The following is an 11,509-nucleotide window of genomic DNA, read 5'->3' as shown; positions in this document are numbered from 1 at the left end:
TTGGACTTTCAATGCCTTTGAATATTTGGTCATAAAAAACACCCCATAAAAGTTGGATTTTTCATGTCCAACTTTTATGGGGCAGTTCAAATGCACCCACAACCTTTTTTATTTTGGAACTCGCGTTTTGCGAATCATATCAAGTTTTAGATCCCAAAGTGGTTTACTGAACGTCACCGAGTAAACTTCCGGCAGGCGAAGGCGTTTATACTCTTCCCAAAAACCGTTCATCTGCTCATGGTGGTAAGTACGAATCTCGGTCGTGCTCGGTAGGTCATATACTCGTTTCCCATCGAGGAAAACTGGCTGCAACAAGCGTTTGACGTTGAAGTTACGTGTCTTGATTTTAAAGGCTGGGTCACGGACATCGATTAAGTCGATCTCTGTGTATGAATCAACCGGTTCGTCAGAAAGGGCGATGTAATCCCCTTTGAACATTTTCGTTTCCTTATCGATGATCCGGTACAATTCTTTTTTATGAGGCGTCGTTGTCTTCACTTTGGAAGAAGACACTTTGATGACCGGTTTCAACTCACCCGTCTCATCTTCTCGTGCGACGAGTTTATATACCATACCAAGTGCCGGCTGTTCATAAGCTGTGATCCCACGCGTCCCAACGAGGAACGTATCGGCTTCGGCGCCCTGCATTCGTAAGTCTTGGATGACGTACTCATCTAAATCACCAGAGACGACGATTTTAACATAGTCGAGACCGGCTTCATTCAATGCTTTCCGGGCACGTTTCGACAGATAGGCGAGGTCTCCGGAGTCGAGTCGTACAGACTTGAGGCGGTGTCCGTTTGCCTCAAGTTCTTTCGCGACCGTGATTGCATTCGGAAGACCGGATTTAAGAGTATCGTATGTGTCGATGAGAAGGCTCGTGTTGTCTGGGTACATCTCAGCGAATGAACGGAATGCGCTCAATTCATCATCATGGAACTGAATGTCCGCATGTTCCATCGTCCCTCCTGTCGGTACATCGAAATCACGTCCGGCAGAGACGAGGCTTGTCACATCGAAACCTGCGATGTAAGCGGCACGTGTGCCGTAATAGGCAGCATCGACCCCTTGCGCACGGCGTGCACCGCCCTCGAGCAATGTCTCGTTCGGTGCGGCTTGACGAATTCGAGCATACTTCGTGGCGATGAGGGATTCGTGGTTCGCGATATTGAGCAGCGCTGTTTGGAACAATTTTGCTTCAAAGATGGTCGATTCGATTCGAACGACTTGTTCGTGTGGGAAGATGACTTCTCCTTCACGGACACTATATAGTGAACCAGTGAACTTAAAGTTTCGTAAGACGTCTTCGAATTCATCTTCGAACCTGAGTTGTTGTTTCAAGTAGGCGATATCTTCTTCTGTGAACGAGACGTTCTCTAAATAGTGAACGATGTTCTCGAGTCCGGCAAAGACGACATAACCGCCGCTAAACGGATTTGAACGATAGTAAAGGTCAAAGACGACCCGTTCATTATGACGACCTTGCTTCCAGTAGATATACATCCAACGTGGAAGGTAAAGGTCCGTATGAAGTGCTAAATTGCGATGTAACATATATTTTCCTTTCTGTTTTACGTCACTTTCCGACGACGGTCGCACCGAGTGTCGTGACGAAATGTTCGAGCGCCCATTCGTGACCGACCGGATTAAAACTTTGGACGGCGTCGGCGTGGACGACGATTTGATAACCAAGATTGTAGGCATCTACGGCTGTGTGGAGCACGCAGATGTCCGTACAGACACCGACAAGATGAACTTCTGTGATGCCGCGTTCCCGAAGACGCAAGTCAAGGTCCGTTCCGGCAAACGCGCTATACCGTGTCTTATCAATCCAGTGGTCTGCCGTTTTGGATGCTTCTTTCACAGCTCCGTACAATTCACGACCTTCTGTTCCGCGAATGTTGTGGGGTGGGAACAACGTCGTCTCTGGATGGAACGTGTCGCCTGCATCATGGACATCGTTCGCAACGACGACATAGTCTTCTGTCGAGAACGTTTCAATCAATTCGACAATCCGTTCTTCAATGTCTTGCCCGGGTTTCCCACAAGTCAAACGACCACTGTCTGCGATAAAATCAAATGTATAATCAATAACAATCAATGCGCGCATAGAAGATGCTCCTCTCATAATCAAAATGATGGCTATCCATCTCATTCTAAATCATTATACATCATGCGCGGAAGATTATTTTTCTTCGGTTTGGGTAGAATAAGACAAGTAGACCGTATAGGGAAAGGGGATTGTGACGATGGTATTATCACAAAGTGAATTGACAGACGAACTGTCACGCTTAAGCGGTTGGCAAGAAGTGAATGGGGAGATTCAAAAGACTTACCGCCTTGAAACGTTCCCGGAAGCCATCCAATTCGTACATCTAGTAGCGGATTTGGCTGAGTCACTCGATCATCACCCAAACATCTTAATCGAGTATCGGGATGTAACTTTGACCGTATCGACTCATGACGAAGGTGGTATCACGGAGAAAGACATTACACTCGCGAAAGGGTGTGAAGGACTTGTCTAAACTTTATATGACGTTCGCGTCAGGTAGCGTGGCGGAGCGCCTTCGGAAAGAACCGGGTGTCATCGCGGCGAATGGACATGAGACGATTTTACTCGCGGAGGGGGACAAATCCCCGTTCAAAAGTGGCAAAGTGTTTGAAATTGAAGAGACATCAGGGGAATTCGTGAAAAAAGGAAACATCTTGTATGCGAACATCCCGGCGGATGAGAATGCCCGTTCTCTGTTATTTCATCAACTATTGACTGAAAAGGCGCCCCTCGGTGTCGGACATGAAGGTTTTTCGGCTTATCGTCTCGGGGTTGACCCGGACGACCACCATGCTGTCGTCTTCATTCAGTTCACGTCTGGTGGAAAACATTTCCGAGATACGGCGGATTACGCAGTCTTCGAAGACCGGTTGAAACGGGCCGTGGAACAACGTGGGTCAGGTCCTGTCATAAAACACTATGTCGTCACCGAGTCAGATAATCTATAATAAAAGATAACGTCATGTTAGGGGAGGATTTTTATGAACAAGAATTATTTCTGGTTGGGGATGGCTGCGGGTGCAGTAATCGGCGCAGCAGCATCACTTCTCCATAGCGAAACGCGCGATCAACAAGTAAGACGATTAAAAGGCATTAAGTCGAAGTTGAAGTCATCGAATATATCGACAGAAGCCCATGCAGTCGGTCTTCAAGCCTCATCGAAAGGGAACTTGAAAGATCGTGTCATGGAATGGAAATCGCTCTACGAAGAAAACCAAGATACGATTCAAAACCTTGTCGAAGACGTGAAGGATTTAGTCGACGTGCTTCAAGAGGCTCGTCATAAAAATCAAATTTAAGCAAACGGCCAAGCAATTTCGCTTGGCCGTTTTTTGTATCTTTGTCATAGGAATTGTGCCAATAATCCGAAGATGGCTAGTCCGATAATAATGTAGAAAAACCACTTTCCATCCCCAGAATGAATAACAGGGGGTGCGTACGAGCGTTGCTTATACTTTCCATAGTGAGCGGGCCGTGTATACGGAACGGCAAACCGTGAGAGTGGTAGGGCAAGTAAAAATCCTGAGAGGAAACCATACACATGCCCCCAAAGCGACACATTTGAACCGATTAATGTGAAGACAGCGCTGATAGCAACGAAGATATAAACCAAGCGGGCATCCTGGCTATACATCAACGTGCGACGGAAGCGGCCGATGAACACGTAAAATCCGAGAATGGCCAAGATTGCACCTGACGCACCAGCTTGTAGATAAAATAAATTGCTGACGGTGAAGTAGGTGAGCAAGTTGGCAAGAGCTCCGGCCAATACATAAAACAGGGCAAATTTCACATGACCGACCATTCTTTCCATCGCTGGCCCAAAGATGATCAGCGCGAACGAGTTGAACAATAAATGGCCGAGACTTAAATGAATAAAGTTGGCCGTGACCAAGCGGTACCATTGTCCGTCCGCGAGTGCCAAATGGAACGACCCACCCGTCGCAACGATTCGTAAACCAGGAGCGAAAGAATCGATGACAAACACAAGGAGTTGGATTACAATGAACAGCGTTACGAGTGGATATGCCCGTACAAACGTTTGTACATTTTCAGTACGACTAAACATAACATCACCTCTTTCCTCAATTGTATAAGGAAACGAGGAAAAAAGGAAAGGAGCGAGTGTCCTGTGATTGTAGGAATCGGAATCGATATCGTCGAGCTTGATCGGATGGCTCGCTCGATGAAACAACCGCGTTTTTTAAAGCGCCTGCTCACCGAAGCGGAATATGAGTTTATTCAACAGTACCCGCTACCGCGTCAAATCGAGTTTGTCTCAGGTCGTTTCGCCGCAAAAGAGGCTTATGCCAAGGCGGTTGGCACCGGCATTGCACACAGTTTATCGTGGCGTCATATTGAAATTTTACCAGATGAGACAGGACGGCCTGTCATGACCGCACCGTTTTCAGGTCGGATTCATGTCAGCATCAGTCATAGTCAAGCGTATGCGGTCGCGCAAGTCATCTTAGAAGAGGAGGGGCAACATGTTTCGTCCTAGTCGAATCGAGATTGATCGGGCGGCCATCGCCCATAATATAAAAGAATTATCAACACGTATCCCACAAGACATCATGGCGGTTGTCAAAGCGAACGCCTACGGTCACGGGGCGGTTGAAGTAGCGGAGATTGCACTTGAGAATGGGGCAACGATGCTTGGGGTCGCTTTACTTGAGGAAGCGATTGAGCTTCGCGATGCTGGAATCACGGCACCCATTCTCGTTATGGAGGCGCAATTCCCTGAATATGCCGGAGCTGCGGCAGAACGGGGCATCACGTTGTCCGTCTTTTCAGCCGAATGGTTAAAAGAGGCAATTCCTTATATAGAAGAAAAGCCTTTGAAGGTTCACATCAAAGTCGATACAGGGATGGGACGTCTCGGTCTGCGCACCCGTGAACAGTTGGATGCCTTACTAGAGGAAGCGACTGACTCGATTAGGGTGGAAGGGATTTACACCCATTTCGCGACAGCCGATGAACTAGATAGCGACTTGTACTATACGCAACAAGAGCGATTCGAACGGTTGATGATGGGTCTACACGAGCGATTCCGTTATATTCATACGTCTAACTCAGCCGGAGCCATCCGAATGGCGGCTCAAGATGTTCCTTACAACTTGGTTCGTGTCGGTATCGCGCTTTATGGATTATATCCGTCAGGTGAGATGGAGACGTTCTATTCATTTCTGCGCCCAGCTTTCACTTTAAAAAGTCAGCTCATGCAGGTGAAACAACTTGAGGCAGGTCAAACAATCAGTTACGGCGCGACCTATACGACGTCGGCCGATGAATGGATCGGTACGGTCCCGGTCGGTTATGCGGACGGTTGGTTACGGAAGGCGAACGGATTTGAGGTCGAGGTGGATGGCGTTCGTTGTCCAATCGTAGGGCGCGTCTGCATGGACCGTTTCATGATTCGTCTCCCAAAAGAGTTCCCAGTCGGTACGGATGTGACACTCATCGGTGGAAATGTCGCCATTGATGAACTCGCGTCACATCTAGGAACCATCAACTATGAGATTGTCTGTCAATTTACGAGCCGATTGCCGCGTCGCTATGTGTGAATCAAAAATCGTGTGAAATTATCTGAATTCTTTCTCGAATTCTCTATATTTTCCCATTCCTGCGTGTTATATTGATAAAGAACGCGGGAGATTTTCCGCCAGTCCATGAAACGATTCTGGAGGTGTAAGATGTTGAAGCAGCGAACTGCGGGTGCGCTAGCATCCGTCCCAGATCGGTTCTCGCAACAAGGGGGTCCGATTTCGATGAAAGACCGTGAAACACTGTCCTTGAACGATGTAGTGACATACTTGTCTAAAGAAATTGCTGATCGACAACAAACACTGCGTGAAGAATTGGCGAAAGGCTATCAAGAGATGGCCGCGTTTAACTTGAATATGGCAGAAGAGATGCTAACGATTGAAGCCGAAGCCGAACATGCTCTCTTACGTCAAGTAAGTGGGGTGTGAGCAGAGTGATCGTAAAGCGTGGTGACGTATTTTATGCGAATCTGTCGCCCGTAGTCGGCTCAGAGCAAGGTGGCGTTCGACCCGTTCTCATCGTACAGAACGACATCGGCAATCGCTTTAGCCCGACCGTCATTGTCGCTGCGATTACAGCTCAGATTCAAAAAGCAAAACTGCCGACTCATGTGGAAGTATATCAAGAGAAGCACGGACTCGAACGAGACTCTGTGATTTTACTTGAACAGATTCGAACGATTGATAAGCGTCGTCTGACGGATAAAGTCACTCATCTCGATGATGAGACGATGCATAAAGTTGACCGAGCGCTAGAGATTAGTATGGGATTGATCCCGCTCTAGCCTTACATAGATCAAGACTGGTACATAGGTATCGGTCTTTTTTAAAAAATATTTTTTAAGAAAATGGTTTAAAATTTCGTCAGAGGGGAATTAAAATTAATCGTACTCAATTTATCTGTACGGACATTTAGGGGGGAATAGACAATGGATTTAGCGATTCGCGAGCAAGTCATTGGAGAACAATTACACCTTTACGTATCCGGGGAAGTGGATACATATACTGCACCAAAATTGAAAGAAGTATTGCATCCGGCCATCAGTGAACAAGATGTGGTCGTTCATTTAGACGAAGTGGAGTATATGGACTCGACAGGTCTTGGTGTATTCGTTGGGGCATTGAAGATTGCCACGCGTAACGAAAAAGAGTTGTCACTTGTCGGGGTCACGGATCGAGTCAATCGTCTATTCGAATTGACGGGTCTTCACAAACTTCTTTCTATTAATTCGAATGTAAGAGGTGGCACGCAATGAACAATGTTGAACAGACGGTCATGACGTTCCCGGCCAAACCAGAATATGTCGGTGTGGTTCGATTAGTCGTTTCAGGAATCGCTAACCGTATGGGATATACGTACGACGAGATCGAGGATATTAAAATCGCGGTCTCGGAAGCATGTGGCAATGCCGTGCAACATGCTTATGAAGAACATCAGGATGGAGAAGTCAAACTCTCGTGTGGCGTGTATGCAGATCGTCTTGAAATCACGATTGAAGATTCAGGCAAGACGTTCGCGGATGATGTGAAGCGTCAAGCGACTCCGGTCGAAGAGACGACGGAAATTGAATCGCTCCGCGAGGGAGGACTTGGTCTCTTCCTTATCGAAGCGTTAATGGATGATGTCTCGATCAATAAAGACAACGGTGTCAAAGTGACGATGACAAAACTCCTTAACAGGGACGAGGTGGATCAGAGTGCCAGCAAAATCTCAACAACGCCATCACAGTGATGATGAGGTACTAGAGTGGATTGAACGCTACCAACAAGATGACCAAAACGAAGAAGTGCAAATGCTACTCATCAATCGCTATTCAGACCTCGTCGAAGCGCTCGCTCGCAAATTCTCGCGAGGACGGGCGATTCACGACGATCTCGTACAGGTTGGGATGATTGGATTACTAGCGGCACTTCGTCGATTTGACCCAGAGTTTGGTCGCAGCTTTGAATCATTTGCGGTTCCGACCATCATCGGAGAAATCAAACGATTTATTCGCGATAAGACGTGGAGTGTCCACGTGCCTCGTCGAATCAAAGAGCTCGGCCCGAAGATTAAGAAGACAGTCGAAGAATTGACGACCGAATTACAACGTTCGCCACGAATCGATGAGATAGCCGATCATCTCGGTGTATCGGATGAAGAAATTCTTGAGACGCTCGAGATGGGCAAGAGCTATCAGGCTTTGTCAGTCGATAGTTCGATTGAAGCGGATAACGAAGGCAGTACGGTCACACTACTCGATTTAGTCGGTAGCCAAGAACGTGGGTATGAATCAGTCGACCAACGTCTCATTTTAGAAAAAGCGTTCAACGTCTTAAATGAGCGGGAACGTGCTATCTTAGAATGTGCCTACTATAAGAACATGAGCCAAAAAGAGACTGGAGAACTTCTCGGCATCTCGCAGATGCACGTCTCCCGTTTGCAGCGGCGAGCACTCGAAAAGCTGCGTGAAGCCATCAAAGTCCCACTCAATGAAGTATTCTCAAGCGATGACTAATCGAGTCGTCGCTTTTTTGTTTGAATGTTTGCTACACTTTGGAAGAAATCAAAAAAGGAAGTGATTCAAGTGATTGCGAAAGTGGCTAAAGCGTTAAACTTGAAAGGGAACCAAGTTGAGACGGTACAACAGCTCGCGTCCGAAGGGGCGACCATTCCGTTCATGGCCCGTTACCGGAAAGAAATGACGGGAAATCTGGATGAAGTCGAAATCAAAGGGATTTTAGACGCCCTTCAATATGAAGAGAGTCTACAAAAACGTAAAGTGGATGTCCTTGCCAAATTAGAAGAGTTGGAAAAGAACACGCCTGAATTAACGAAAGCATTAGAGGTGGCGACGACACTTCAACAAGTTGAAGACATCTACTTACCGTATCGTCCGAAACGACGCACGAAAGCGGAACAAGGTCGCGAGAAAGGGTTGCAACCACTCGCAGACTGGTTCCGTGACAAGTCATCTTATTCATCAGAGGCGTTAAAAGAACTCGCTCAAGACGTCGAAGTAGAAGAAGCGTTGCCACTCGTTCGTGCCATCATCGGGGAGGAATGGGGCGAGGAAGCGAAATTGAGACAGATGCTCCGTGACCGCGTACGCAAAGAAGGGCTCTTGCGCTCGAAGAAGAAAAAACAAGCGGAGGACGAGAAAGAGATTTTTGCACAGTACTATGAATATGAAGAAAAAATCGCTGGCATCGTCCCACACCGTGTACTCGCCTTGAACCGTGGAGAACGTACCGACGTTCTTCAAGTAAAAGTGATATTTGACGAGACGCGCTTCATGGATCAGACCCTCCGTACATATGAACGACTGCCGAAAGAGAAGCGTGAAATTGTCGAAGCGGCTGTGATAGAGGCTTATAAAAAATCTGTCTTCCCGGCAATTGAACGGGAGATTCGTGGTGAGTTGACAGAGAAGGCAGAAGAACAAGCAATCGATGTCTTCTCGAAAAACTTAAAGCAGCTCTATATGCAGCCACCTCTTCGCGAAGTAGTCGTCTTAGGGATTGATCCGGCATATCGGACGGGTTGTAAGTGGGCAGTCGTTAACGAAATCGGAAAAGTCGAAGAAGTCGGTGTCTTTTATCCGACGGCACCGAAACATGATATCGCTGGAGCCGAGAGAGTGTTGACGAGACTCGCGAAGAAATATCCGATTTCGGTCATCGTCGTCGGGAACGGGACTGCGTCACGCGAGACAGAACAATTCGTCGCCGACTGGTTGAAGAAAGCAGAGCGTGACATCGCTTATGCGATTGTGAACGAAGCAGGGGCGAGTGTGTATTCGGCATCGGAAGTCGCACGAAGTGAATTTCCGGACTTAAAAGTCGAGGAACGGTCAGCCGTCTCGATCGCACGCCGAATCCAGGATGCGATGGCGGAACTTGTCAAAGTCGACCCGCAATCAGTCGGTGTCGGACAATATCAGCATGACGTGAGCCAGAATAAACTGAAGGCATCCTTAGAATTTGTCGTCGAAAGCGTGGTCAACATGGTCGGAATTGATGTCAACCGTGCCTCCGAGTCTTTATTGACATACGTATCGGGACTTAACAAGACGACGGCAAAAAATATTGTGTCATACCGTGAAGAGAATGGACGCTTTGAAACGAGAAAGGATATTAAGAAGGTGCCACGTCTCGGAGCAAAGGCGTTCGAACAAGCGGCTGGGTTCTTGCGAATCATGAACGGGAAGGATGTTCTTGACCAAACTGAGATTCATCCGGAAAGTTACCCGCTCGCGTTATCGATTCTAAAAGAAATCGGCTCCTCTAAATCAGAGGTTGGAACAGCCGAGCTTCGAGAACGTCTACAGCAAGTCGACGCACGTGCATTGAGTGAGCGATTAGATGCGGGTCTTCCGACAGTAGAAGACATTTTAAAATCATTAGCCAAACCGGGTCGTGATCCGCGTGAAGATATTCAAAAGCCGTTACTACGAACAGATGTTATGAGCCTTGAAGATCTTAAAGTAGGGATGGAATTCCAAGGAACTGTCCGAAACGTCATTGATTTCGGTGCATTTGTCGATATCGGCGTGAAGCAGGATGGACTAGTCCACATTTCGAAATTGTCGAATCGTTACGTGAAGCATCCGTTAGATGTCGTTTCGGTCGGTGACATCGTGACTGTATGGATTGAACAAGTCGATGTGAATCGTGGACGAATTAGTTTGACGATGCTTACGCCGAACAGTTAAGCCGAACAGTTAATAAGAAGAAACTCGGAGCAGGTAAAATGTTTTTCATTTTGCCTGCTTTTTTTCAGAAAAAGTGTTGACGGTCTTTTTATGCCGTGATATCTTATAGAAGTCGCCGAGAGACGACATGCGAAATAAACGTTTTTCTAAGAAAGTGATTGACAGGTTTCTGGTTTGCGGTTACAATATAAATCGTTACTTCGATAAGTTCAAGCAACGTTCCGCAATAGCTCAGTGGTAGAGCAACCGGCTGTTAACCGGTAGGTCGTAGGTTCAAATCCTACTTGCGGAGCCATTTTATTTTGGAGACGTACCCAAGAGGCTATAAGGGGCTCCCCTGCTAAGGGAGTAGGCTGGGAAACCGGTGCGAGGGTTCGAATCCCTCCGTCTCCGCCACTTAAAATTACTTAGAAGACACATAATATCGGCCCGTTGGTCAAGCGGTTAAGACACCGCCCTTTCACGGCGGTAACACGGGTTCGAATCCCGTACGGGTCACCATATATGGAGGATTAGCTCAGCTGGGAGAGCACCTGCCTTACAAGCAGGGGGTCGGCGGTTCGATCCCGTCATCCTCCACCATTTCAAATAAAAACGTAATCTGGTCTTGTGGTGTAGGGGTTAACATGCCTGCCTGTCACGCAGGAGATCGCGGGTTCGAATCCCGTCAAGACCGCCATTTACGTTGGGCTGTAGCCAAGTGGTAAGGCATCGGATTTTGATTCCGACATGCGAAGGTTCGATCCCTTCCAGCCCAGCTTTTATTTGAGTCATTAGCTCAGTTGGTAGAGCATCTGACTTTTAATCAGAGGGTCGCAGGTTCGAGCCCTGCATGACTCACCATTTTTCTTTTAACTTTATACGCTGCGGTCGTGGCGGAATCGGTAGACGCGCTAGGTTGAGGGCCTAGTGGTGGTTAACACCGTGGAGGTTCAAGTCCTCTCGACCGCACCATACGCACCCTTAGCTCAGCTGGATAGAGCGTTAGACTACGAATCTAAAGGCCGGGAGTTCGAATCTCTCAGGGTGCACCATTCTTTTTTTATGGGCCTATAGCTCAGCCGGTTAGAGCGCACGCCTGATAAGCGTGAGGTCGGTGGTTCGAGTCCACTTAGGCCCACCATTTAAACTGACGAACTTTGAAAACTGAACGATGAGGCAAAAAAAGTTTTACAATTTTTGAATGAAGCGCAAGCTTCGTCAATTTAAGAGCTATATCA

14 protein-coding genes and 10 tRNA genes are annotated in these 11,509 nt (G+C 47.4%); 21 read left to right on the top strand and 3 right to left on the bottom strand.

All coding sequences use genetic code 11. The annotated features are described in order from the left end of the window. Positions 1–108 precede the first annotated feature (108 nt). Positions 109–1,554, bottom strand: a complete 1,446-nt coding sequence (locus tag KNO76_RS13585; protein WP_214885951.1) for a nicotinate phosphoribosyltransferase — start codon at positions 1,552–1,554, stop codon at positions 109–111. 22 nt (positions 1,555–1,576) lie between these two features. Further along, positions 1,577–2,110, bottom strand: a complete 534-nt coding sequence (locus tag KNO76_RS13580) for a cysteine hydrolase family protein (protein WP_214885949.1) — start codon at positions 2,108–2,110, stop codon at positions 1,577–1,579. Positions 2,111–2,249: 139 nt separating this feature from the next. On the opposite strand from KNO76_RS13580, the gene KNO76_RS13575 reads away from it, so the two are divergent. The 3 genes from KNO76_RS13575 to KNO76_RS13565 are packed head-to-tail and all read left to right on the top strand — an operon-like array spanning position 2,250 to position 3,351. Then, positions 2,250–2,525 carry a 4a-hydroxytetrahydrobiopterin dehydratase gene (locus KNO76_RS13575; RefSeq protein ID WP_026824479.1) on the top strand — a complete coding sequence of 92 codons (276 nt, stop codon included), beginning with the start codon at positions 2,250–2,252 and terminating at the stop codon, positions 2,523–2,525. Continuing rightward, the gene (locus tag KNO76_RS13570; RefSeq protein WP_251128024.1) at positions 2,518–3,000 is read left to right on the top strand and encodes a hypothetical protein; all 483 of its coding nucleotides are present in this window, start codon (positions 2,518–2,520) and stop codon (positions 2,998–3,000) included. Before KNO76_RS13575 ends, KNO76_RS13570 begins: the two co-directional genes overlap by 8 nt. 33 nt (positions 3,001–3,033) lie before the next feature. After that, complete coding sequence (locus KNO76_RS13565) at positions 3,034–3,351, top strand: hypothetical protein (protein WP_214885947.1); 318 nt, start codon at positions 3,034–3,036, stop codon at positions 3,349–3,351. A 44-nt stretch (positions 3,352–3,395) separates the two neighbouring features. Here the strand turns inward: KNO76_RS13565 and KNO76_RS13560 are convergent, their stop codons facing one another. Beyond that, positions 3,396–4,121 (bottom strand): rhomboid family intramembrane serine protease, encoded by a 726-nt coding sequence (locus KNO76_RS13560; protein ID WP_214885945.1) that lies wholly within the window; start codon positions 4,119–4,121, stop codon positions 3,396–3,398. A 63-nt stretch (positions 4,122–4,184) separates the two neighbouring features. On the opposite strand from KNO76_RS13560, the gene acpS reads away from it, so the two are divergent. The 18 genes from acpS to KNO76_RS13470 all read left to right on the top strand — a co-directional run bounded on the left by acpS (position 4,185) and on the right by KNO76_RS13470 (position 11,412). Next, positions 4,185–4,553, top strand: coding sequence for a holo-ACP synthase (acpS, locus tag KNO76_RS13555; protein ID WP_214885944.1), 369 nt, complete (start codon positions 4,185–4,187; stop codon positions 4,551–4,553). Further along, positions 4,540–5,616, top strand: a complete 1,077-nt coding sequence (gene alr, locus KNO76_RS13550) for an alanine racemase (RefSeq protein ID WP_214885943.1) — start codon at positions 4,540–4,542, stop codon at positions 5,614–5,616. The genes acpS and alr overlap by 14 nt, the downstream gene beginning before the upstream one ends. A gap of 129 nt (positions 5,617–5,745) precedes the next feature. Next, positions 5,746–6,024 carry a hypothetical protein gene (locus tag KNO76_RS13545; protein ID WP_026824473.1) on the top strand — a complete coding sequence of 93 codons (279 nt, stop codon included), beginning with the start codon at positions 5,746–5,748 and terminating at the stop codon, positions 6,022–6,024. Between the two features lie 5 nt (positions 6,025–6,029). Beyond that, on the top strand, positions 6,030–6,380 hold the full coding sequence (locus tag KNO76_RS13540; protein ID WP_026824472.1) for a type II toxin-antitoxin system PemK/MazF family toxin: 351 nt from the start codon (positions 6,030–6,032) through the stop codon (positions 6,378–6,380). A gap of 144 nt (positions 6,381–6,524) precedes the next feature. Then, positions 6,525–6,851, top strand: coding sequence for an STAS domain-containing protein (locus KNO76_RS13535; protein ID WP_015880558.1), 327 nt, complete (start codon positions 6,525–6,527; stop codon positions 6,849–6,851). Next, entirely contained in the window at positions 6,848–7,327 is a 480-nt protein-coding gene (gene rsbW / locus KNO76_RS13530; RefSeq protein WP_026824471.1) for an anti-sigma B factor RsbW, read from the top strand. Before KNO76_RS13535 ends, rsbW begins: the two co-directional genes overlap by 4 nt. Then, positions 7,293–8,093 carry an RNA polymerase sigma factor SigB gene (gene sigB, locus KNO76_RS13525; RefSeq protein ID WP_015880560.1) on the top strand — a complete coding sequence of 267 codons (801 nt, stop codon included), beginning with the start codon at positions 7,293–7,295 and terminating at the stop codon, positions 8,091–8,093. Before rsbW ends, sigB begins: the two co-directional genes overlap by 35 nt. 69 nt (positions 8,094–8,162) lie before the next feature. Then, positions 8,163–10,289, top strand: a complete 2,127-nt coding sequence (locus tag KNO76_RS13520; RefSeq protein ID WP_214885942.1) for a Tex family protein — start codon at positions 8,163–8,165, stop codon at positions 10,287–10,289. A gap of 220 nt (positions 10,290–10,509) precedes the next feature. Next, positions 10,510–10,584: transfer RNA gene (locus KNO76_RS13515), tRNA-Asn, on the top strand. A 9-nt stretch (positions 10,585–10,593) separates the two neighbouring features. Continuing rightward, positions 10,594–10,685, top strand: a tRNA-Ser gene (locus KNO76_RS13510). A 30-nt stretch (positions 10,686–10,715) separates the two neighbouring features. After that, positions 10,716–10,790 (top strand) — tRNA-Glu (locus KNO76_RS13505). Positions 10,791–10,795: 5 nt separating this feature from the next. Then, a tRNA-Val gene (locus KNO76_RS13500) sits at positions 10,796–10,871 on the top strand. A gap of 21 nt (positions 10,872–10,892) precedes the next feature. Beyond that, positions 10,893–10,968 (top strand) — tRNA-Asp (locus KNO76_RS13495). 7 nt (positions 10,969–10,975) lie between these two features. Further along, a tRNA-Gln gene (locus KNO76_RS13490) sits at positions 10,976–11,047 on the top strand. Between the two features lie 9 nt (positions 11,048–11,056). Continuing rightward, positions 11,057–11,132 (top strand) — tRNA-Lys (locus KNO76_RS13485). A 23-nt stretch (positions 11,133–11,155) separates the two neighbouring features. Continuing rightward, positions 11,156–11,243 (top strand) — tRNA-Leu (locus KNO76_RS13480). A gap of 3 nt (positions 11,244–11,246) precedes the next feature. Beyond that, a tRNA-Arg gene (locus KNO76_RS13475) sits at positions 11,247–11,323 on the top strand. Between the two features lie 12 nt (positions 11,324–11,335). Continuing rightward, a tRNA-Ile gene (locus KNO76_RS13470) sits at positions 11,336–11,412 on the top strand. The last annotated feature ends 97 nt before the right edge of the window (positions 11,413–11,509 follow it).

The organism is Exiguobacterium sp. s101, assembly GCF_018617835.1.
In the GTDB taxonomy this organism is placed as follows: Bacteria; Bacillota; Bacilli; order Exiguobacteriales; family Exiguobacteriaceae; genus Exiguobacterium; species Exiguobacterium marinum.
This window is presented reverse-complemented; position numbering and strand designations above follow the sequence as displayed.

Coding starts and splice junctions, on each gene's coding strand:
- KNO76_RS13535 (WP_015880558.1), top strand. CDS start 6,525: ATGGATTTAGCGATTCGCGAGCAAGTCATTGGAGAACAATTACACCTT.
- KNO76_RS13545 (WP_026824473.1), top strand. CDS start 5,746: ATGTTGAAGCAGCGAACTGCGGGTGCGCTAGCATCCGTCCCAGATCGG.
- KNO76_RS13560 (WP_214885945.1), bottom strand. CDS start 4,121: ATGTTTAGTCGTACTGAAAATGTACAAACGTTTGTACGGGCATATCCA.
- KNO76_RS13575 (WP_026824479.1), top strand. CDS start 2,250: ATGGTATTATCACAAAGTGAATTGACAGACGAACTGTCACGCTTAAGC.
- KNO76_RS13585 (WP_214885951.1), bottom strand. CDS start 1,554: ATGTTACATCGCAATTTAGCACTTCATACGGACCTTTACCTTCCACGT.
- KNO76_RS13580 (WP_214885949.1), bottom strand. CDS start 2,110: ATGCGCGCATTGATTGTTATTGATTATACATTTGATTTTATCGCAGAC.
- KNO76_RS13565 (WP_214885947.1), top strand. CDS start 3,034: ATGAACAAGAATTATTTCTGGTTGGGGATGGCTGCGGGTGCAGTAATC.
- alr (WP_214885943.1), top strand. CDS start 4,540: ATGTTTCGTCCTAGTCGAATCGAGATTGATCGGGCGGCCATCGCCCAT.
- rsbW (WP_026824471.1), top strand. CDS start 6,848: ATGAACAATGTTGAACAGACGGTCATGACGTTCCCGGCCAAACCAGAA.